The organism is Microbacterium sp. NPDC055599, from assembly GCF_053618975.1.
This window is the reverse complement of sequence record NZ_JBSHIM010000001.1, coordinates 1-19,174: the sequence shown is the minus strand read 5'-3', so window position 1 is coordinate 19,174 and position 19,174 is coordinate 1. Positions and strand designations below refer to the sequence as shown.

The 19,174-nt window shown below is 71.8% G+C and carries 22 protein-coding genes; 18 read left to right on the top strand and 4 right to left on the bottom strand.

Translation table 11 applies throughout. The annotated features are described in order from the left end of the window. Positions 1-47 precede the first annotated feature (47 nt). Positions 48-713: an HAD hydrolase-like protein gene (locus ACWGQ1_RS00110; protein ID WP_136044322.1), complete on the top strand. Its 666-nt coding sequence runs from the start codon at positions 48-50 to the stop codon at positions 711-713. A 90-nt stretch (positions 714-803) separates the two neighbouring features. Here the strand turns inward: ACWGQ1_RS00110 and ACWGQ1_RS00105 are convergent, their stop codons facing one another. Next, positions 804-1,010, bottom strand: a complete 207-nt coding sequence (locus tag ACWGQ1_RS00105) for a cold-shock protein (RefSeq protein WP_136034351.1) — start codon at positions 1,008-1,010, stop codon at positions 804-806. A 504-nt stretch (positions 1,011-1,514) separates the two neighbouring features. On the opposite strand from ACWGQ1_RS00105, the gene ACWGQ1_RS00100 reads away from it, so the two are divergent. Further along, positions 1,515-2,336 carry a shikimate 5-dehydrogenase gene (locus ACWGQ1_RS00100; protein ID WP_452312107.1) on the top strand — a complete coding sequence of 274 codons (822 nt, stop codon included), beginning with the start codon at positions 1,515-1,517 and terminating at the stop codon, positions 2,334-2,336. 16 nt (positions 2,337-2,352) lie between these two features. Here ACWGQ1_RS00100 and ACWGQ1_RS00095 read toward each other — a convergent pair whose 3' ends face one another. Next, a complete protein-coding gene (locus ACWGQ1_RS00095; RefSeq protein WP_136036882.1) occupies positions 2,353-2,790 on the bottom strand; it encodes an SRPBCC family protein in 438 nt (145 codons plus the stop codon). Positions 2,791-2,935: 145 nt separating this feature from the next. Here ACWGQ1_RS00095 and ACWGQ1_RS00090 point away from each other — a divergent pair, with 145 nt between their 5' ends. Together ACWGQ1_RS00090 and ACWGQ1_RS00085 are read left to right on the top strand one after the other, a co-directional pair. Further along, a complete protein-coding gene (locus ACWGQ1_RS00090; RefSeq protein WP_452312106.1) occupies positions 2,936-4,264 on the top strand; it encodes a cytochrome P450 in 1,329 nt (442 codons plus the stop codon). A gap of 101 nt (positions 4,265-4,365) precedes the next feature. Continuing rightward, positions 4,366-5,550 carry a zinc-dependent alcohol dehydrogenase gene (locus ACWGQ1_RS00085; protein ID WP_247982503.1) on the top strand — a complete coding sequence of 395 codons (1,185 nt, stop codon included), beginning with the start codon at positions 4,366-4,368 and terminating at the stop codon, positions 5,548-5,550. Positions 5,551-5,561: 11 nt separating this feature from the next. On the opposite strand, the gene ACWGQ1_RS00080 is transcribed toward ACWGQ1_RS00085, so the two are convergent. Next, entirely contained in the window at positions 5,562-5,894 is a 333-nt protein-coding gene (locus ACWGQ1_RS00080; RefSeq protein WP_452312105.1) for a hypothetical protein, read from the bottom strand. 152 nt (positions 5,895-6,046) lie between these two features. Next, positions 6,047-6,181: a hypothetical protein gene (locus tag ACWGQ1_RS00075; protein WP_275089379.1), complete on the bottom strand. Its 135-nt coding sequence runs from the start codon at positions 6,179-6,181 to the stop codon at positions 6,047-6,049. Positions 6,182-6,367: 186 nt separating this feature from the next. Here ACWGQ1_RS00075 and ACWGQ1_RS00070 point away from each other — a divergent pair, with 186 nt between their 5' ends. The 14 genes from ACWGQ1_RS00070 to ACWGQ1_RS00005 form a co-directional block, all read left to right on the top strand. Next, a complete protein-coding gene (locus ACWGQ1_RS00070) occupies positions 6,368-7,480 on the top strand; it encodes an aminotransferase class V-fold PLP-dependent enzyme (RefSeq protein ID WP_452312104.1) in 1,113 nt (370 codons plus the stop codon). Positions 7,481-7,552: 72 nt separating this feature from the next. Then, on the top strand, positions 7,553-9,061 hold the full coding sequence (locus tag ACWGQ1_RS00065; RefSeq protein ID WP_452312103.1) for a glycoside hydrolase family 3 N-terminal domain-containing protein: 1,509 nt from the start codon (positions 7,553-7,555) through the stop codon (positions 9,059-9,061). Positions 9,062-9,301: 240 nt separating this feature from the next. After that, positions 9,302-9,568, top strand: a complete 267-nt coding sequence (locus ACWGQ1_RS00060; RefSeq protein WP_136036216.1) for a hypothetical protein — start codon at positions 9,302-9,304, stop codon at positions 9,566-9,568. Beyond that, positions 9,565-9,912, top strand: a complete 348-nt coding sequence (locus ACWGQ1_RS00055) for a hypothetical protein (RefSeq protein ID WP_136036217.1) — start codon at positions 9,565-9,567, stop codon at positions 9,910-9,912. The genes ACWGQ1_RS00060 and ACWGQ1_RS00055 overlap by 4 nt, the downstream gene beginning before the upstream one ends. Positions 9,913-9,921: 9 nt before the next feature. Further along, positions 9,922-10,395, top strand: a complete 474-nt coding sequence (locus tag ACWGQ1_RS00050) for a MarR family transcriptional regulator (RefSeq protein ID WP_452312102.1) — start codon at positions 9,922-9,924, stop codon at positions 10,393-10,395. Further along, complete coding sequence (locus ACWGQ1_RS00045; protein ID WP_452312101.1) at positions 10,392-11,195, top strand: SDR family oxidoreductase; 804 nt, start codon at positions 10,392-10,394, stop codon at positions 11,193-11,195. The genes ACWGQ1_RS00050 and ACWGQ1_RS00045 overlap by 4 nt, the downstream gene beginning before the upstream one ends. Positions 11,196-11,240: 45 nt before the next feature. After that, the gene (locus tag ACWGQ1_RS00040; RefSeq protein WP_240753085.1) at positions 11,241-12,170 is read left to right on the top strand and encodes a methyltransferase family protein; all 930 of its coding nucleotides are present in this window, start codon (positions 11,241-11,243) and stop codon (positions 12,168-12,170) included. A gap of 182 nt (positions 12,171-12,352) precedes the next feature. After that, positions 12,353-13,495 carry a calcium:proton antiporter gene (locus ACWGQ1_RS00035; protein WP_452312100.1) on the top strand — a complete coding sequence of 381 codons (1,143 nt, stop codon included), beginning with the start codon at positions 12,353-12,355 and terminating at the stop codon, positions 13,493-13,495. Positions 13,496-13,628: 133 nt separating this feature from the next. Continuing rightward, the gene (locus ACWGQ1_RS00030; RefSeq protein WP_136033282.1) at positions 13,629-14,084 is read left to right on the top strand and encodes a peptidase inhibitor family I36 protein; all 456 of its coding nucleotides are present in this window, start codon (positions 13,629-13,631) and stop codon (positions 14,082-14,084) included. A gap of 49 nt (positions 14,085-14,133) precedes the next feature. Further along, on the top strand, positions 14,134-14,757 hold the full coding sequence (locus ACWGQ1_RS00025) for a sigma-70 family RNA polymerase sigma factor (protein WP_452312099.1): 624 nt from the start codon (positions 14,134-14,136) through the stop codon (positions 14,755-14,757). Beyond that, the gene (locus ACWGQ1_RS00020) at positions 14,754-15,743 is read left to right on the top strand and encodes a hypothetical protein (protein WP_136035613.1); all 990 of its coding nucleotides are present in this window, start codon (positions 14,754-14,756) and stop codon (positions 15,741-15,743) included. Before ACWGQ1_RS00025 ends, ACWGQ1_RS00020 begins: the two co-directional genes overlap by 4 nt. Before the next feature lie 228 nt (positions 15,744-15,971). Then, positions 15,972-16,874: a hypothetical protein gene (locus tag ACWGQ1_RS00015; RefSeq protein ID WP_168387128.1), complete on the top strand. Its 903-nt coding sequence runs from the start codon at positions 15,972-15,974 to the stop codon at positions 16,872-16,874. Positions 16,875-16,881: 7 nt separating this feature from the next. Continuing rightward, positions 16,882-18,051, top strand: coding sequence for a peptidoglycan-binding domain-containing protein (locus ACWGQ1_RS00010; RefSeq protein WP_168443065.1), 1,170 nt, complete (start codon positions 16,882-16,884; stop codon positions 18,049-18,051). Next, the coding region (locus tag ACWGQ1_RS00005; protein ID WP_452312098.1) for an ATP-binding cassette domain-containing protein at positions 18,051-19,174 on the top strand (1,124 nt) is incomplete at its 3' end. The genes ACWGQ1_RS00010 and ACWGQ1_RS00005, both read left to right, overlap by 1 nt.

The following is a 19,174-nucleotide window of genomic DNA, read 5'->3' as shown; positions in this document are numbered from 1 at the left end:
CGTGCAGCAGGACCGGGCGGGCGTCCGCGGACCCATAGGCTGGAGAGATGGCCCCCTCCCCTTACACCTGCGTGCTCTGGGACGTCGACGGCACGATCGTCGACGCCTCGGTCGGCATCCTCCGTCGGCTGCACGTCGCCCTCACGCACTTCGGCCGTCCCGCCCCGACGCGGGAGGAACTGGTGCACTGGATCGGGCCGCCCATGTTCCAGTCGTTCCAGGACCAGGCCGGCATGACGCCCGCGGAGTCCGCCGAGGCCGTGGCGTTCTACCGCACGCTGGGCAAGGCCGACGGTTACACCACGGACGTGCGCACGTATCCCGGTGTCGCCGAGCTCATCCACGACCTGCATGCCGCGGGAGTGCCGCAGGCGACCGCGAGCTCCAAGCCGGAGAACCAGGTCGATGCGCTGGTCGACCACTTCGGTCTCCGGCCCGCCTTCCTCACGACCGTCGGCGCGACTCCGGACGAGGCGACGCTCGCGTCGAAGACCGACATCGTCGCCGAAGCCCTGCGCCGCCTGGGCGCGCTCGGCGTCGACACGTCACGCCCCGTCCTCGTCGGCGACCGCCATCACGATGTCGAGGGCGGCAAGGCCAACGGCGTCCCCGTGATCTTCGTCGAGTGGGGCTTCAGCGACCCGCACGAGGGAGACGACGCGGCGTTCCGCGTCGCCTCGGTCGACGAACTGCGGGCCCGGCTGCTCGGCTGAGCCCGTCACCACTGACGCAGAAAACGGAACTCCCCGTCGAAAGGACGCTCGAGTGCGTTCTTCAGACGGGGAGTCCTGGTGTCGTCCGCGTCAGAGCGGGCGGATGTTCTCTGCCTGCAGGCCCTTCGGACCCTGCGCCACATCGAACTCGACTCGCTGGTTCTCGTCGAGAGACCGGTAGCCGGATGACTGGATGGCGGAGTAGTGCGCGAAGACGTCAGCGCCTCCGTCGTCGGGGGAGATGAAGCCGAAGCCCTTCTCCGAGTTGAACCACTTGACCGTGCCCTGGGTGCTCATGTACTGCCTGTTCTGCTGATCTAGAAGCCGACGCAGGGGTGCACCGACATCGCTAACGCTAGTGGAGGCGACCCCGGCGGCAATAGGAGAGGCAAGAAGGTAATCCAAATGTTGCATGAGCGTCATGCGACCAGCGCGGCGGGGCTCTCGATCCGCTCCCGGAAAATGGTGTGGCCCTCACCGCGGGGGGAGCGATGAGGGCCGAAGACGACCGGAGGGTGCGTCAGAGACAGCCTAACCCCTTGCGGACCTCCTTGTCCCCCTTTTGGGGGACAAATCCGAAAATCGGTGGGAGAATGAACGAGAGCGGCCCCCTCGAGTAGCCCATTGGGGACTGAACTACTCGAGAGGGCCCAATCGCATACACGGATCGTCGTGCCCCTGGGGTGGGCCGTCCGTCTCCTGGGGAGAGACGGAGACGATCAATCCCCTGTGCATGCACCTTCACCATAGGGGAGGACGACCGTTCCCGCCACGGATCCTCGCCGCCGGTAGCCTGAGGCGGTGACGATGCTGAACAAGGACATGACGCTGTGCATCTCGCTGTCCGCGCGACCCAGCAACAACGGAACCCGCTTCCACAACCACCTCTACGAGGCACTGGGGCTCAACTGGATCTACAAGGCCTTCGCGCCGACCGATCTGGCCCAGGCGATCGCCGGTGTCCGCGGACTCGGCATCCGCGGATGCGCGATCTCCATGCCCTATAAGGAGGATGTCATCGCCCTCGTCGATCGGATGGACGCCTCCGCGCGCGCGATCGACTCCGTCAACACCATCGTGAACGACGACGGGGTACTGACCGCCTACAACACCGACTACTCGGCGATCGCGACCCTGATCGCCCGCAACGGCATCGACCCGCGGTCGTCTGTGCTGCTGCGGGGTTCGGGCGGCATGGCGAAGGCGACCGCTGCGGCCTTCCGCGACGGGGGCTTCACCGACCTCACGATCGTCGCCCGCAACGAAGCCCGCGGGCGTGCCCTCGCGGACCAGTACGGATTCGACTGGCATCCGGATCCCGGCGAGGCGACAGCGGACGTGCTCGTCAACGTCACGCCGATCGGCATGGCGGGCGGGGGCGAGGAGCACGCGCTCTCGTTCAGCGAGCAGGCGATCGCGGCATCGACGGTGGTGTTCGATGTGGTCGCGCTGCCCGCGGAGACCCCCGTGGTGGCTGCGGGGCGTGCGGCGGGCGCCACGGTCATCACCGGCGCCGAGGTCGCGACCCTGCAGGCGCTCGAGCAGTTCGTGCTCTACACCGGTGTGCGCCCGACACCGGCCCAGGTCCAGGCCGCCGAAGACTATATGCGATCCGGGGCATGAATCCCCGCGCAACCGATCACCCGGCACGCCCTTCGGCCAGATAGGCCAGCCGATGCAGCGTCTCGGCGTTGCGCCACCGCAGGATCGGTGCGGTCAGGAAGCGGGGGAGCAGGGTCGCGGGGCCCTTCACGGGTTCCTCGTCGATACGCACCTGGCAGCCGGTCGCCGTCGACCTCGCCCGCAGGGTGACCTGCGCCTCGCCGACCGGCCAGCCGCGCGCACGCAGCACCGCCCGGTGCGGCGGATGCCACTGCAGCAGTTCGGTCGTGTCGTCGAGCAGCGCGGGCCACACGCCGACCGAATGGTGCAGCTGCGCGCCCGGAGCGGGCCAGGCCGCGTCGACATCGCGCATGCGCGACGCTCCGACGACCCAGGCGGGGTACAGCCAGCCGTCCGCCAGCACACGGAACACGTCCTCGGTGGTGCACGCCAGGTCTCGGGTGTTCGTCGCCATGGTTCCTCCGTTCCGCCGCCAGTGTGACGGGCGCGCACACCGCCTGCACAGGCGCTTGACAAGCGTCGTCCCCTCACCGCTAGCACAGTCCATCGCCGAACGCTCCCCCCTGGAGGACCGGTCCCAGCGCTGCGAGGGTCGGGTCATGCTCCACAGACTCACCGGCCGGATCTCGCACGGCGTCGAGACGATCGTGCGCGACGACTCCCCGTTCCTCCTGACCCGCGGTTACGACTTCGGAGCCCGCATCTGGCGGCGTGCACGACCGGGCGCCCGGTCTGCCCCGATGCGCCTGCTCGGCGACGAGGCCGCCCTCGTCCGCGGGGCCGAGGGCATCGACCTGTTCTACGACGAGAGTCGCATCGCCCGGCACGGCGCGATGCCCGCGATCGTGCAGGAGACGCTGTTCGGGCACGGCTCCGTCCACAGCCTCGACGGCGACGCCCACCGTCACCGCAAGGCGACGTTCGTCGCGGTCGCCTACGAGGACGAGCAGGTCGCGCGGCTCACGCCCTGGCTCGAGCGGGAGTGGGCGCGGGAGCGCGACGCCTGGCTCGACGGCGGCACCCGCAGCGCCTATGACGCGGCCGTCGGGGCGTTCGGACGCGCGATCATGGGCTGGGCGGGCCTTCCGGGGACGCCCGCCGCGAAGACGCGCTGGGCCGCTCGGCTGGCCCAGATCGTCGACGGGTTCGGCGCGCCGTACTCGCCCGCCTACCTCGCCGCGACCGCGAACCGGATGTGGTCCGACAGGCACGCTCAGCGCCTCATCGAGGCCGTCCGCGCCGGAACGCTCGCGGCTCCCGAGGGCACCGCGCTCGCGCTGTGGGCCGCGCACCGCAGCGCCGACGGCACCCTGCTTCCCGCCAGGACCGCGGGCATCGAACTGCAGAACAGCATCCGGCCGATGATCGCCGCCGCCCGGTTCGTGGCGTTCGCGGCGAAGCAGCTCCACGACCACCCGGACTGGCGCGCCCGCATCGCGGCCGAGACCGCGGAACGGCAGGCTCTCGTGGGCGGCGCTCTCGCCACCCGGTTCGCGCAGGAGGTGCGGCGCACGGGACTGTTCGTGCCGATGCTCCCGGGGCGTGCGCTCACCGACATCGAGATCGACGGCGTGCGCGTGCCGAAGGGCGGTCGCGTGGTGCTCGACATCCTCGGCACCGACACCGACGAGCAGTCGTGGGCGCACGCGCACCGCTTCGCCCCGGAGCGCTTCACCGACGTGACTGACCACGAAGAGGTGAAGACGTTCATCCCGCAGGGCGGAGCCGACGTCGCCTCGGGACACCGCTGCCCCGGCGAGAAGCTCGTGGTCGCGGGACTCACGGCTGCGATCGCGGTGCTCAGCGACCCGCGGCTGCGCGTGCTCGACGAGGGCCTCGCGGTGAACCGACGACGGCTGCCCACCAAGCCCGCGTCCGGCGGACGGGTGCGCGCGGCCGGCTCCGGCCGCGGCTGCCCCTTCCACTGAGCGCGGGATCGCATGCGCCACGGCACCTGTCAACCGGGTGTTCACACCGACCGGCGACGCGGAGGCTGGGACGACCACAGTCGACCGGAGCGGAGGACATCATGAAGGCACTGACCTGGCAGGGCAAGCGCACGGTGACGGTCGAGGAGGTCCCCGACCCGCAGATCCAGCAGCCAGAGGACGCGATCATCCGCATCACCTCATCGGCGATCTGCGGCTCCGACCTGCATCTGTACGAGCTGCTCGGTCCATTCCTGGATCGCGGCGACATCCTCGGGCACGAGCCCATGGGTGTGGTGGTCGACGTGGGCGCGAACGTCACCTCGCTGCAGCCCGGAGACCGGGTCGTCATCCCGTTCAACATCGCGTGCGGGGAGTGCTTCTTCTGCCGTCGCGGCCTGCAGTCGCAGTGCGAGACCACGCAGGTGCGCGAGTACGGCAGCGGAGCAGCCCTGTTCGGCTACACCAAGCTCTACGGCCAGGTGCCGGGCGGACAGGCGGAGTACCTGCGGGTACCGCTTGCGGACTACAACCACATCAAGGTCGCGCCCGACCTTCCCGACGAGCGCTACCTGTTCCTCAGCGACATCCTCCCCACCGCGTGGCAGGGCGTGGAGTACGCGCAGGTGCCGGAAGGCGGCACCCTCGCCGTGATGGGCCTCGGCCCGGTCGGGCAGTTCGTCGCCAGGGTGGGCCGTCACCGCGGGCACCGCGTCATCGCCGTCGACCCGGTGCCCGAGCGGCGGGCCATGGCCGAACGGCACGGCATCGAGACGCTCGACCTCACCGACACCGTCGTCGCCGAGATTCGCGACACCACCGAGGGCCGCGGGGCCGACTCCGTGGTCGACGCGGTGGGGCTCGAAGCCCACGGGAACAGCGGCATCGAGTTCGTGCAGAAGGCCGTGGGGCTGCTGCCCGATCCCGCCGCGCGACAGCTGCTCGACAAGGCGGGGATCGACCGCCTCGCCGCGGTCTACGCCTCGATCGACGCGGTGCGACGGGGCGGGACCGTGTCGCTGAGCGGCGTCTATGCGGGTGACGCCGACATCCTGCCGATGAAGACGATGTTCGACAAGCAGGTCACGCTGCGGATGGGGCAGTGCAACGTCAAGAACTGGATCGACGACCTGCTGCCGCTCGTGGAGGACGCCGCCGATCCGCTCGGCGTGATGGACCTCACCACGCATCACGCCCCGCTCGACGACGCACCCGACCTGTACCGCACGTTCCAGCAGAAGGAGGACGGCTGCATCAAGGTCGTGCTGCATCCGTCCACGGTGTGACCGTGGGGTGTTCAGTCCTCCGCGCGACGAGTGCCGATGCCGGGCTCGTCGTTGTGCTCAGACTCGTCCGGCACCGAGGCGTCGGATGACGGATCCACGCGGGCGGCCTGCCCGGCGCCCGCGTCGGCCCCCGCACCGCCCGCCGGCACGTTCTCGATGAGGTCGGTGTCGTCCCCGCCCCGCTCGGCGAGGTGCTCCGAGATCGGACCGGCACCGGGTCGGGTGGACCCGGCATCGGGGGACGGATCCGTGGGGTCGGTGGGCTCCGCGCCGGACTCGACGCGATCCTCCTCCTCCGGCTGCATGCGCTCCGGATCGTTCAGGTGGCCCTCGTCGTGCGCCATGGCGTGCTCCTCTCGTCGGATGAGACGTCCAGGGTGCGCCGGTTGCCGCACGAGGGGAGGGCCGTTGACAGCACCTCGTCGCGCGGGTATCCGGCGCACCTCTCGGACGCGCATCCGCAGCGTCCGCCGCGATGCCGCCGTCCGGGGAGTCCTCAGCCCTTCGCGCCCTTGCGGGGCTTGAGGAACTCGTCTGGAGCGTTCTTGGCCTTCTTGGCGGCCCGCTTCTCCTTGAGCGAGAGCTGGGGTGCCTTCTTGCTCGCTCGACCCTGGGTGGACTTTCCGGACATGTGCGCTTCCCCTTTTCGTGGCTGGCGTAACCCCTGACCATACCCGGAACGGCATAGAAGTCAAATTTCCTGCTGAGCGGCAAAAAAACCGTCGCCGCCGGCCGGTCGGGAACGGCGTCTCGCGAGGGAGCGGTCGGGGTGACGGCACGGCCGCCGGAAGCGATCGAGGCGCTAGCGTGTGCGCTCATGAGCGTCTACCGCGACCTGGGACTTCGACCGCTGATCAACGCGTGGGGCACGGTGACCGCAGTCGGCGGCTCGCTCCTGGCGCCCGAGGTGCTCGACGCGATGCGCGAGGCCGCCGGGGCCTTCGTCGACCTGCACGCCCTCCAAGCTCGGGCGGGGGAACGCATCGCCGCCGCGCTCGATGTGGAGGCCGCCTGTGTCACCGCGGGAGCGGCCGCGGGGCTCACGGTCGCCACGGCCGCCGCGATGACCCGCGACCACCCGGAGCTGCGCGCCCGGCTGCCGCGCGCCTCCGGACTGCCGGACGAGTGCCTGATGCTGCGCGGCCATCGCAACCGCTACGACACGGCGGTGGCGGTCGCGGGTGCCCGCGTGGTCGAGGTGGAGGATGCGACGGGGGCGAGCGTGGAGGAGCTGCGCCGTGCCCTCAGCGACCGGACCGCGCTCCTGCTGTGGATGGCGGAGGCCCGGTCGCTGCCCGGCTCGCCGCCGCTCGCGGAGGTCGCCGCGGTGCTGCACGAGCACGGCATCCCGCTGGTGGTTGACGCCGCCGCCGAGGTGCCGCCGCGGGCGCTGGTGCGGCAGATGCTCGACGAGGGTGCCGACCTCGTGGTGCTCAGCGGTGGCAAGGAGGTCCGTGGGCCGCAGTCGTCGGGGATGATCCTCGGTCGGCGCGAGCTGGTGGCCGCGTGCGCGGCCGTCGCCTATCCGCACCACGGTGTCGCCCGGGGGATGAAGACCGACAAGGAGACGATCGTGGGGCTGGTGGCGGCGGTCGAGCTGTTCGCTCGGCGGGATGAGGCCGCGGAGCAGGCAGCCCGGGAGCGGATGGTGTCGGAGCTGGTCGCGGGGCTCGCGGGGTGCGTGGATCTGCGCGTGCGGCGCCACGTGCTGGAGCGCCCCGGCATCCAGCCCGCCTCGATCCCGCGCGCCTCCGTACGGCCGCTGCACGCGACGGCAGCGGCGGTTGCGGAGCGTCTGCGCTCCGGTGATCCCGCGGTCGTGGTGGGCGTGGACGGCGACGAGATCGCACTGAATCCGCAGTGCCTCACGCCGGAGCAGGTGCCGGTGGTGGTGCAGGCGGTCATCCGGGCGTGCGCGCTGGTGTCATGAATTTTCATTGACGGTCGTGCGTTCGTAGTTTAGTTTCGTCGTGAACAGGCCGCCCTCGACCGAGAGATGCTCATGCCCGCGCTGCGCGACCCCGCCCTGAGCCGCCTCGCCCACAGCCTGCTGTGGCCCGGATTCGCCGGACGCACCGCCCCCGACTGGCTCCGGCGAGCGCTCGACCACGGTCTCGCCGGCGTCGTGTACTTCGCGCAGAACCTCGATCCCGCCGACCCGGATCAGCCGCGCGCGCTCTCGGCGGAGATCCACGGACGACACCCCGGAGCGCTGATCGGCGTGGACGAGGAGGGCGGCATCGTCACGCGCCTGGAAGCGGCCGCGGGCTCATCGACGCCCGGCAACGCGGTGCTCGGCCGCCTCGACGACATCGACCTCACCGAGCGCGTCGCCGCCTGGACCGGGCGGCTCGTGGCCTCCGCGGGCATCGACGTCGACCTGGCGCCGACCGTCGACGTCAACGCCGACCCTCGCAACCCCGTGATCGGCGTCCGCTCGTTCGGCGCCGACCCCGACGTCGTCGCCCGCCATGCCGCCGCGGCCGTCCGGGGGATCCAGTCCGCCGGGGTCGCCGCGTGCCCCAAGCACTTCCCCGGTCACGGCGACACCGTCACCGACTCGCACCTGGCGCCGGCGACCGCCGATGTGACGCTCGAACAGCTGCACGCCGTGCATCTGCCGCCGTTCCGCGCCGCGATCGAGGCGGGCGCGAAGACCCTCATGACGGCGCACATCCGCGTGCCCGCGCTCGGCGACACACCGGCGACCCTCAACCCGACGAGCCTGCGCCTGGCCCGCGACCTGGGCTTCGACGGGGTGCTCATCACCGACGCGGTCGACATGGCGGCGATCCGCGGCACGGTCGGCTCGGGGCCCGGCGCGGTCGGGGCCCTCGCCGCGGGCGCAGACCTCGTGTGCATCGGCAACCCCGCCCTCAACCCGCAGGTCGGCGGCGAGCGCACCGACCAGGTCGAGTTCGAGGAGGTGCTGCACGCCGTGTACGAGGCGCTGCGGTCGGGCGCGTTGCCTGTCGCGCGCGCGGAGGAGGCGGCGGCGCGGCTCGCCGAGCTCTCGGCCTGGCGCCGCGACCACGGGGACGACGCCGAGCGCCCGGCGGCCTTCGAGGGCGCAGACCTCGTCGCCCGCGCGGCCACGGTGGTCGGTGATGTGCACCTCGGCAGTGCGTCGGCCACGGTGGTCGACGCCCGCACGAAGCGCAGTGTCGCGGTGGGGGAGGCGTCGGACTTCTTCACCGTGGCGCTGCGGGAGCGGATGCCGGTGGAGCGCGTATCGCTCGCGGGACTCGATGCGACGGCGGCTGCCGCACGGGCGGCCGCGGTCGCCGCGGACCGGACGGAGGAGGTGGTGCTGCTGGTGAATCAGCCGCAGAGCAGTCCGTTCGAGGCGGCCGTGCACGATGCGGTGCTCGCCGTGCGCCCCGACGCCGTGGTCGTGTATGCGGGGTGGCCCGCAGAGGGTGATGTGCGCGCGGGTCGGGCGGTGCTGGCGCTCGGGGCGTCGCGTGCGTCGGCGGTGTACGTCGCTCGGGTGTTGTCCGGAAGCGCCTGAGACGACACACCGCTCGGTATCCGTTGTTTTGAATGACTCAAAACAACGTGCTACGGTCGGAGGGAACCGGACGGCCAGACCGAGGCTCCCGCGCCGCACTCGACGGTGATCAGGGGAGCACCGCGGGCCGCAGAACCGCACGACCGCACAGGGGGCGAGACCCCCGCTCCGGCGTGCGCGCCGCCAGGGGCCGCCGGCCCCTCCGCGCGAGCCTGCCCTCCGGACGAGAGAGGAACACGCATGAAAGAGTCACGACCCGCCGCCCGCCCCGGCATCCGCTTCACCTCGATGCCGCACGCCCTGGGACGCGGCGCCCGCGAGGACATCGTCTGGGAGGCGCTCGAGCGCATCGACGGCAAGCCGACCCCGGACGTCGGCACGATGCAGGCCGCGATGGGCAACGAGGCTGAGATCCGGCTCGTGCACGACACGGTGCGCGCCTACCTCGACGCCCGTGGCGTGCGGGACACGGCCGCATGGGCTGCGCGCATCGGGGCGGCGGAGTGAGGCCGCTGGGCCCGCGCGCCGCCGGCGCAGCGGTGCTGCAGGTGCGCGGCGAGTACGCACTGCCGGTGACCCCGATGGATCTGCACACGACACCTCCGCGACCGAACGACGGCGGGATCGTGGTGCAACTGCGGTCGTCGGGTCTCGGCGGCAGCTCCTACGTGGTGGCTCCCGCCGGTGCTGTGCCGAGCGCGATCGTGCTGGAGTACGGCGACGGCCGGGAGCGGCACTGGCGTCGTGGACGCGGGAGCTCCGCCGATGTGGTGCCGTATGTGCTGGTGGACGACTCGGGCTCGACCGGGTACGTGACCGAGAACAGTTGCCTCAAGCAACAAAAGGCGTAGACTGAGGGCATGGCGAACGCCCAGAGCATCGCCGACATCCACGTCGCCCTCGTGAACGTGGTGTCGGCGTGGAGCGAGAGCGACGTGCAGGCCCAGGTGGCCGAGAGCGTCGGCGTCGCCCTCGACCCCACCGCCATCCGCGCGGTGTACCTGCTCGGGCTCCACGGGGGAGCACTCGGGTTCGGTGACCTCGCCGAGCACGCCTCGATGTCGCGCCCGACCACGTCGAAGCTCGTCGCCCGCATGGCCGCGCAGGGCGTGGTCGACCCGATCCGCACCGGCCGCACGGTCGAGGTGCGCCTCGCACCCGCCGGCGAGCAGGCCTACGCACGCCTGGTCGACGCCGGTCACCGCCTGGTGGCAGACGCCCTCGCCGGCTGGGACGCCGACGAGATCTCCGCGTTCCGGCACCAGCTCACGCGCTTCGTCTTCGCCCTCGCCGGCACGCCGTCGGCACCGTCCATCCAGGAGGAATCATCATGACCCGCACCTACGTCGTCACCGGCTCGGCATCCGGAATCGGAGCCGCCACCACCTCGCTGCTGCGCACCCAGGGGCACACCGTCATCGGTGTGGACCTCGCCGGCGCCGAAGTGGCGGGCGACCTCTCCACGCACGACGGCCGCATCGCCGCCGCGGAAGCCGCGATCGAAGCCGCGGACGGCAGCATCGACGCCGTGATCGCGTGCGCCGGCATCGCCGCCCCCATCGCGAAGACCATGGCGATCAACTTCTTCGGCGTGACCGAGTTCCTGGAGACCCTGCGCCCCACGCTCAGCCTGGCCGATACTCCGCGTGCGGCCGTGGTGTCGTCGATGGCGTCGCTGCAGCCGGTGTCCGCTGAGCTCGTCGACGCCGCCCTGGCCGGTGACGAGGCCCGCGCGCTGGAGATCGGCGACCGGCTCGCCGCGACCCCCGAGGGCGGGTTCCTCAACTACTCGTCGAGCAAGCGCGCGGTGTCGCGGTGGGTGCGCCGCGAGTCGGTGACGCCCGCGTGGGCCGGAGCCGGCATCCCCCTCAACGCCGTCGCCCCCGGCACCGTGATCACCGCTATGACCGCCGGTCTGCTCGGGTCGCCCGAGGGCCTGGCGCAGGTGGACGCCGCCGTGCCGATGCCGCTCAACTACCACCAGCCGGCGTCGTCCATCGCAGAACTGCTGGTGTGGCTGACCAGCCCGGCGAACACGCACATGGCCGGTCAGACGATCTACTGCGACGGCGGGGCCGACGCGGTGCTGCGCGGCGACGACATCTGGTCCTGGAACGACGCCCCGCAGAGCTGACGCGACACCGCCGGCGGGAGCCGCGGCCTGACCTAGACTGACCGCATGGGGGAGTTGTGGCGCCGGATGTCGCCGCGCTCCTGGGGTCGTCTGTTCTTCGGAGCGCAGGCCCTCGCCGGCGCCGCGTGGTGGATCGCGGTGTTCGTGTCGCCCGGCATCCGCACCGCGACCCTCGGCTCTCTCGACGCGCCGCTCGTCGCGCTGCTCGACATCCCGCTGTTCGTGCTCGGGTCGGCCCTCGCTGCGGCGGGACTGCGCGCCGCGGTGTGGTCGGCCACCGGCTGGACGACCCTGGTCGCGGCCGGCATGGCGCTGTACGCCACCGTCACGGGCGCGGCCGGATGGGGCGCGCTGCTCATGGCGGCCGCGGCGCTGGGGTCGATCGGCGCTGCCGTGCTCGTGCTCACCGGCCGGGTTCCGTCCGAGTGGCTGCTGCGGGGGCCGTTCCGGTTCCGGCTCGCGGCGACCGCCCGGCCCGTGGCGCATCTGTCCCGCACGGCCGTGCAGATCCTCGTGTTCTCCGCCGTGTTCCTGGTGGCCCTGCCCGCCGTGATCGTCGTCGCCGAGCATCGGTGGGGGCTGCACGTGCCGTTCCCCGTGGCCGTGCGCATCGCCGGTGCGGTGCTGTTCGCGCTCGCGTTCGCGCTGTCGATGTGGTCGGCCGCCTCCATGTCGGTGCAGGGCGAGGGCACACCCCTGCCCTCGGCGATGCCCCGGCGGCTGGTGGTCGCCGGGCCCTACCGCTTCGTGCGCAACCCGATGGCGGTCGGCGGCATCGCGCAGGGCGTGGCGGTCGGCCTGATGGCGGGCTCGTGGCTCGTGGTGCTGTACGCCCTGTGCGGGTCGCTGGTGTGGAACGCGCTCGTGCGACCACTGGAGGAAGCCGACCTGGAGGCGCGGTTCGGTGCCGACTTCCGCGCCTACCGCGACCGCGTGGCCTGCTGGATCCCGCGGCGTCCGCGCATCACCGTCTGACCGTTCGACGGCCGCCGCGTCGGTGGGTCGCGCGTGCACAGGTGCTGTTGCGGTTCCGCCGCTACCCTGGGAGTGTCCCCGGTCACCGGGGCGGCGGACGAGGGAGCAGTACCCGCACACGACGACTGACTCATGAGGGAGTCGTCATGTCCAGGGAGAGGCCGACCGGCGAGGAGCCGACCATGAGCCGACCGTCGATCAGGCAGCTGGTCACCCCCGTCGATGTGGTCCGCGTGGTGCTCGGCTGGGGTGCGTTCGGTGCGCTGCTGCTCGCCCACCCGCTGCTCGCGCCGCCCGTGCCCGGGCCTCTCCTGGTGGTCGCGCTCGTCGGCATCGTCGCGGTGATCCTGGTGTGCGCGTTCGGCGTAGTGAAGCAGGCGGAGGCCCTCGCGCACCGGCTCGGCGACCCCTACGGCTCGCTCGTGCTCACCCTGTCGATCGTGCTGATCGAGGTGATCCTGATCTCCGCGGTCATGCTCGGTCCCGGCGAGCACGCCACGATCGCCCGCGACTCGGTGATGGCCGTGTCGATGATCATCCTGAACCTCGTGATCGGGCTCGCGCTGCTGCTGGGCGGGCTGCGTCACCGCGGGATGGCGCACAACCGCACCGGCACGTCGGCGTACCTGGCGATGCTGGTGGTGCTCGTGGCGCTCGGGATCGCCCTGCCCGGGCTCATCGGCGACGACGGCGCGTACACGGTGGGGCAGGAGATCCCGATCATCGTGCTGACGCTCGCGCTGTACGCGTTCTTCCTGTTCCGGCAGATGGGCGCGCAGGCGGAGGACTTCACGGAGGTCGACGAGCGACTGCGGACCGCGGCTCGTACGGAGGAGCCGCGCCCCGGCATCCGGGAGGTGCTCGCCGCGCATCGCACCGAGGTCGTGACGCGGCTGCTCCTGCTCGTGGTCACGGTGGTGCCGATCGTGCTGCTGTCGCACGACATGGCCGCGCTGCTCGACGACGGTCTCGCCAGGGTCGGGGCGCCCGTGGCCCTCGCGGGGCTCCTCATCGCGGGCATCGTGTTCCTGCCCGAGTCGATCACGGCCGTGCGGGCCGCCCTGAACGGTGAGGCGCAGCGCGTCACGAACCTCTGCCACGGCGCGCTCGTGTCGACCGTGGGGCTCACGATCCCCGCGGTGCTGGTGATCGGCATGCTCACGGGGCAGACGGTGGTGCTGGCCGAGTCGCCCGCGAACCTGCTGATGCTCGGCGTCACGCTGCTGCTGTCGGTCACGACCTTCTCCGCGAAGCGCGTGACGGCGATGCACGGCGCCGCACACCTCGCGACCTTCGCCGTGTACGTCCTCATCCTGTTCAGCTGACGGGGGGGTCGCGGCCGGAAAGAAGTGTGTAAGGAACTCCCCGGAGCGGCAAGGCGCGGTCGGCGGTCGACGGGGACGGCGGCGACACCCGAGATTGGAGGCACACCCCTTCCTCCACACCCGGACGGTCCGCATGAAGACGAAGCTCCTTGTCACCCTCGCCGCGACGGCGCTGCTCGTGGGGGGATCGCTCGCCCCCGCCCACGCCGACGAGAGTCTCCACCAGGATGTCGTCTACGCGCTCGAGCACGTCCCCGGGGGCGTCGCCGTGGACGCGTACACCGCGGAGTGGCCCGATCTCGGCATGCAACTCACCGTCCCGTCGCCATACCAGCGGGCCGTGGGCAGCTGTGCGACCGGACAGTACTGCGCCTACTCGGAGCCGAACCGCGGCGGAACGCGGTTGAGCTTCAGCGTCTGCTCGATCGTCAGCACCGCCGGCCTCAGCACCGTGCGCTCGATCGCCAACGCCCGCTCCTCCGGGACCGTCCAGGCCCGCAATGCCGCGAGCACGGTGCTGGCGTCGGCGGGCGCGGGGGTCACGGCGAACGTCGTCGGGGCGGTCACGAACCTCCGTTGCCTGTTCTGATCATGCCGCTACCCTGTTCACACCGGATCGCGGCGTGAGGGAGGGGCGCATGTTCCGCTTCACGTTCACGCACCCGCTCGCGCTCGCTGTCGCGGCGCCCGGTTCCGGCGACGCCGCCGGCTTCCTGCGCGTGGCGCCCGGCCGCGTTCGGCCGACGTCGCGCGCGGCCGAGCACGACGGCGCCGGCACGAAGGCGGTGGTGTACCGACAGCTGTTCGACCAGTACTGGCCCCGCATCCACCGCCACCTGGAGTGCTTCATCGACGACGCCGAGGAGGTCGAGGAGCTCACGGCCGAGGTGTTCCTGATCGCCTGGCGCAAACTCGACCCCGCGAGCCCCATGGGATTGCGGTGGTTCCTGCGCACCGCCGACAACAAGCTGCGCGATCGCAGCCGGCGTGCGCGGTCCCGCGACAGGGCCATCGACGCGCTCACGCGCGGGCTCAGCAACCCGGCCGAGCCGCTCGACCCGATGGAGGCACTGGCGCTGCGGCGCGCCCTCCGGTCGCTGAGCGCCAGGGAGCGGCAGGTCGTGGTGCTCACGTACTGGGACGAGCTCAGCGCCGGTGAGGTGGCCGAGGCGCTGCACACCAGCCCCGGAGCCGTGTGGACCACCCTGACGCGGTCACGCACCAAGCTGCGCGCCCAGCTCGAGACGGGACGGGCGCGATGAACATCTCCGACACCGAGCTCGACCGCCTGTTCCGTGCGGCGAACCCGGCGCCGCGGACGACCGACGACAGCGGCCTCACCGCGGCCGAGATCGCGATCCGCGAGGGCATCATCCGCGGCGACTACCGCCCGCAGAGGCGCCGCCGCCGCCCGGCCCTGGTGTGGGCCGGAGTGGTCACGGCGACAGCGGCCGTCGCGGCTGCCACGGTCGTCGCGGTGTCGGTGCTGGTGCCCACGCAACCCGCGGTGGCGCTCACCCCGCCCGCCCTGCACTACACGGCAGCCGGTACCGCGGCGGAGGTGTTCGCCGACGCGGAGCGCACCCTGATGGTCGACGCCGCGGTCGCGCAGGCCCCGGTCGTGCACTCGGTGTCGTGGAACTGGAGCGTCGACCTGGCGGACGAGCACGTCGAGGTCGTGCCCCAGGAGATCACCCTGGAGTGGGGTCCCGGTCAGCCGACCGTCTCGACCATCGTCGCGGGGGAGCCGTACTGGCCCGACGGCGAGCGTCCGGATGGCATCGCCGCGAGCCCGTACGCGCCCGGCGAGCTCATCGACACCGTGGCCCTGTCACCGGAGGAGTTCGCTCTGCCGACCGCGGTCGCCGGACTCTCCGGAAGCTCGCGCGCCGAGCTCGACGCGGCCCTCGGTGCATTCGGGGCCACGTCGGCGTCGTCGTCCGGGGAGCTGCTGGCCGCGATCACCGGCTTGCTGCAGTACTGGACGCTGACGGACGCCCAGCACGCGGCGCTGCTGGAGCTGCTCGACGAGGCAGGGGGCGTGACCGTGCGGGGCGAGACGACCGACCGCCTGGGGCGCGACGTGATCGGCGTGCAGGTGTCCTCGGTGGTGCCCGAGCGGGTGGAGACCGCGTTCATCTCCGTCGAGTCGGGCCGGATCGTCGGTGTGGAGAGCGAGCTCGTGGCGCCGCTGGAGGGTCTGCCGGCCGGCGTGGTGTCGTACACAATGTGGGATGCCGCGCGCTGAGAGGCGGCCGTCGCGACCCTCCGGAGAAGCCGTGTAAGGAACACGGCACTCGTGCAAAAGGGCTTCCCGTGCACGCCCCGATCCGCGCGCACACTGAAAGCTCGCGGTAAGGACATCGGCGTCAGGGCGACGGCAACATCGAGAACAACTCGGGCCTCGTGTACGGCGTCACGTGGGATCCCGCGTCGGCGAAGTTCATCTGACCCCTCACCCCTGGAGCGTTCACCCGTGTCGAAACACCTTCGTCTCGGCGGCGCGATGCTGGTGGCGGCTGCGACTCTCGCAGCCGCCACCGGCTGCGTCTCCGACACCCCCGCCGCCGAACAGACGCCGACGGGCAGCGTGGAGAAGAACATCTCCGCGTGGACGCTGCCGCTGGACCCCTACGTCCTGACCGACAAGATGCTCAAGAAGGCCGCCTACGCGGGTGCGCTCGTGATCGCCGAATGCCTGGAGGAGAAGGGCACGCCGCTGCCGGTGCCGTACGTCGACTTCGACAGCGCTTACGAGGGCCGCGAGACCACGCGTTCCGCGCTGACCGAGGAGGTCGCGAGCACGTACGGATACCACCTCCCGCAGGAGGCGCTGCCCCTCGAGGTGCTGCCGTGGGAGGCGTATCGCACCGCCGACCTCGATGCGGCGACCGCCGCGGTGAGCGACGAGTGCTCGGCCGAGCTGCAGGGGCGGATCCCCGGGTACTCCTCCGACATGATGAACTTCTCCTCCATGTTCGTCGGGTCGGCGTTCGAGGGCGCCCTGGCCGACCCGGCCGTGAGGGAAGCGGCCGATCGGTGGAACGAGTGCATGGTGCCCCTCGGTGTGGAGGATCTTCCCGCCCTTCCGATCGACATGCCGTCCGACTCGGTGCGGCAACGGTTCACCACGAGCCCCCTCAGCGGAGACGACCCGAGCACGGGCGACATCACGCGTGAGGAGGTGCGGCTCGCGCTGGAGGATGTGGATTGCCGGGAGTCGTCGGGCTTCCAGCAGGCGTTCTACGACGCGCTGTGGGAGCGGGAGGCCGCGTCGTACGAGCAGAACGCGGAGGCCTTCGAGTCGCTGCGGGCGAAGGTCGCCACGGTGTCGGCGGAGATCGACGCGACGATCGCCGAGCTCGCGACGGCGGAGTGACGGCCGGATGGTGAAGGAGGCCGCCGTCCCCCGCCGGTCACGTCGCGTCGTCCTGATCACGGCGTCCGTGCTGGTTGCCGGTGCCCTGTTCGCCGGCGGATGGGCGGCGGCGCTCGTCTTCCGGTCTCCCGCGCAGATCGACGCGGCCGCTCAGCCCCCCGATCCCTCCCTCATCACCGCGACGGTGGTCCGCGGTCAGCTCGCCGATGTGATCAACGCCCAGGGCACCGTCGCCAACGTCGATGAGATCTCCACCGCGGTGCCGACGCCGGACGGCGGCGGGAGCGTGACGCTGTCTCCCGTCACACCGGGGCAGCAGGCCTCGGCGGGGACGCTGCTGCTGGAGGTGAACAACCAACCCCTGTTCGCGATGCCCGGGTCGTTCCCCTTCTTCCGCGACATGAAGACGGGCGACACGGGGCGCGACGTCCTCCAGCTGCAGAACGGCCTGATCGCGGCGGGCTATGCGCTCACGGCGGACGGTGCGTTCGGACGCGCGACCGCGGAGGCGGTGGCCGGACTGTTCCGGGCGAACGGCTACGCGGTGCCCCTGGTCGACCCGGCGGCGGATGCCACGGACGGCGATGCCGCTCCGGTGGTCCCGGCGACGCCGGCTCCTCCGTCCACGAAGGTGGTGTCGGCGCCCGCTGCCGCGTTTCTGGTGGTGCCGCAGCTTCCAGCCGCGGTGCTGGCGATCCCGGCGACCGGCGCGCTGCCCGAGAAGGCGGCCGTGGTGACGTCGTCCGGAGAGACCGTGGTCAAGGCGACGGTCGTCCCGGCGGTCGCCGCTCAACTCGAGGAGGGGATGTCGGCCACGATGCTCGCGGGCTCGACCACGGTCGCGCTCACGCTGCTGCGCATCGTCGAGGTCGAGAACGAGGACGGCGAGAGCTCGTTCGACGTGCTGTTCGCGTACACCGACGCGAGCCAGCGCCCGCAGCAGGCCGGAGCAGAGGGGCTCGTCAGCATCACGCGGGAGATCGTGGCGGAGGAGTCGCTGCTCGTGCCGTCCCGCGCCGTCCTGTCGCGCGGGGAGAGCCGCTACGTGCTCGTCGCGAGGGAGGGCGGGTTCGTCGAGGTCGCGGTCTCTGAGCGGGGGGCTCTGGACGGCACGAGTGCGGTGACGGCGGTCGACGACGGCGAGCTCGACGCGGGCGACGAAGTGCGGGTGCAGTAGTGCCGACGCTGTCGCTCGACCGTGTCTCGCGGGTGTTCCCGACGACGCCGCCGGTCGTGGCGCTCGACGGGGTGGACGTCGTCTTCGCGCAGGGCGAGTACGTGGCCGTGGAGGGCGAGTCCGGCGGGGGGAAGTCGACGCTGCTGGGAATCGTCGGACTCCTGGACCGTCCGTCGTCCGGCCGCTACCTGATCGACGGGGACGATGTGGCGGGGCTCTCCGATCGTGCTGCTGCCGCGGCCCGATCGGACCTGCTCGGCTACATCTTCCAGAGCTTCCATCTGCTCGACCGGCGCACCGTGGTCGAGAACGTCGAGCTGCCGCTGCACTATCGGGCCGTGGACCGCGACGAGCGGCGTGGGCTCGCGCTGCGCGCGCTGCAGGATGTCGGGCTCGGGGAGTTCGCGCAGAGCCGTCCCGGCGTGCTGTCGGGCGGGCAGCGGCAGCGGGTGGCGATCGCGCGGGCGATGGCGGCGCGGACACCGATCCTCCTGGCGGACGAGCCGACGGGAAACCTGGACTCGGAGAACAGTGCCGCGGTGCTCGAGCTGTTCGACGAGGTGCGGCGGTCGGGCACGACCCTGATCGTGGTGACGCATTCCGCTGTGGTCGCCGAGCGGGCGGACCGGCGGGTGCGGGTGGCGGACGGGCGGGTGGTGTCCGATGGGTCGCGGCGTGCACCCGTGGGGGAGGACGGCGCACGCCGCCACCCGCCCGTCAGCGGACCGCATCCCCCGGGCCGCGCCTCGACCGTGCGGTTCGGCGACCTCGTTCGCGACGCCTGGCGCAACGTGACGAGTCGCCCTGGTCGCACCCTGGCCCTGGTCGCCGCCCTCGCGGTCCCCCTGGCACTCGCACTGACGACACTGGGGCTGGCGTCGTCCGCGAGCGTGCAGGTGTCGAGCGATTTCGACACCGTCGCCGCACGGGAGGTCGCGGTGCAGGCGCCGGGCGACGGGGTGTCGCCCACGCTGACGACGTCGCTCGACGCTGCGGCGACCGAGCTCACGGAGTTGAACGGGGTCACCTCGGCCGCTGTCGTGGAAGACTCCGGCACCCACGCGGTGCGGGTGGGTGCGCCGCGGCCTGAGGTCGAGACGGGGGTGTTCGCGGCGGCCGGTGA

What these genes read in the sequence shown, in the direction of transcription:
- ACWGQ1_RS00110 (WP_136044322.1), top strand. Translation starts at nt 48, where the DNA reads ATGGCCCCCTCCCCTTACACCTGCGTGCTCTGGGACGTCGACGGCACG.
- ACWGQ1_RS00105 (WP_136034351.1), bottom strand. Translation starts at nt 1,010, where the DNA reads ATGAGCACCCAGGGCACGGTCAAGTGGTTCAACTCGGAGAAGGGCTTC.
- ACWGQ1_RS00095 (WP_136036882.1), bottom strand. Translation starts at nt 2,790, where the DNA reads ATGGCGACGAACACCCGAGACCTGGCGTGCACCACCGAGGACGTGTTC.
- ACWGQ1_RS00090 (WP_452312106.1), top strand. Translation starts at nt 2,936, where the DNA reads ATGCTCCACAGACTCACCGGCCGGATCTCGCACGGCGTCGAGACGATC.
- ACWGQ1_RS00085 (WP_247982503.1), top strand. Translation starts at nt 4,366, where the DNA reads ATGAAGGCACTGACCTGGCAGGGCAAGCGCACGGTGACGGTCGAGGAG.
- ACWGQ1_RS00080 (WP_452312105.1), bottom strand. Translation starts at nt 5,894, where the DNA reads ATGGCGCACGACGAGGGCCACCTGAACGATCCGGAGCGCATGCAGCCG.
- ACWGQ1_RS00075 (WP_275089379.1), bottom strand. Translation starts at nt 6,181, where the DNA reads ATGTCCGGAAAGTCCACCCAGGGTCGAGCGAGCAAGAAGGCACCCCAG.
- ACWGQ1_RS00070 (WP_452312104.1), top strand. Translation starts at nt 6,368, where the DNA reads ATGAGCGTCTACCGCGACCTGGGACTTCGACCGCTGATCAACGCGTGG.
- ACWGQ1_RS00065 (WP_452312103.1), top strand. Translation starts at nt 7,553, where the DNA reads ATGCCCGCGCTGCGCGACCCCGCCCTGAGCCGCCTCGCCCACAGCCTG.
- ACWGQ1_RS00060 (WP_136036216.1), top strand. Translation starts at nt 9,302, where the DNA reads ATGAAAGAGTCACGACCCGCCGCCCGCCCCGGCATCCGCTTCACCTCG.
- ACWGQ1_RS00050 (WP_452312102.1), top strand. Translation starts at nt 9,922, where the DNA reads ATGGCGAACGCCCAGAGCATCGCCGACATCCACGTCGCCCTCGTGAAC.
- ACWGQ1_RS00045 (WP_452312101.1), top strand. Translation starts at nt 10,392, where the DNA reads ATGACCCGCACCTACGTCGTCACCGGCTCGGCATCCGGAATCGGAGCC.
- ACWGQ1_RS00040 (WP_240753085.1), top strand. Translation starts at nt 11,241, where the DNA reads ATGGGGGAGTTGTGGCGCCGGATGTCGCCGCGCTCCTGGGGTCGTCTG.
- ACWGQ1_RS00035 (WP_452312100.1), top strand. Translation starts at nt 12,353, where the DNA reads ATGAGCCGACCGTCGATCAGGCAGCTGGTCACCCCCGTCGATGTGGTC.
- ACWGQ1_RS00030 (WP_136033282.1), top strand. Translation starts at nt 13,629, where the DNA reads ATGAAGACGAAGCTCCTTGTCACCCTCGCCGCGACGGCGCTGCTCGTG.
- ACWGQ1_RS00025 (WP_452312099.1), top strand. Translation starts at nt 14,134, where the DNA reads ATGTTCCGCTTCACGTTCACGCACCCGCTCGCGCTCGCTGTCGCGGCG.
- ACWGQ1_RS00020 (WP_136035613.1), top strand. Translation starts at nt 14,754, where the DNA reads ATGAACATCTCCGACACCGAGCTCGACCGCCTGTTCCGTGCGGCGAAC.
- ACWGQ1_RS00010 (WP_168443065.1), top strand. Translation starts at nt 16,882, where the DNA reads ATGGTGAAGGAGGCCGCCGTCCCCCGCCGGTCACGTCGCGTCGTCCTG.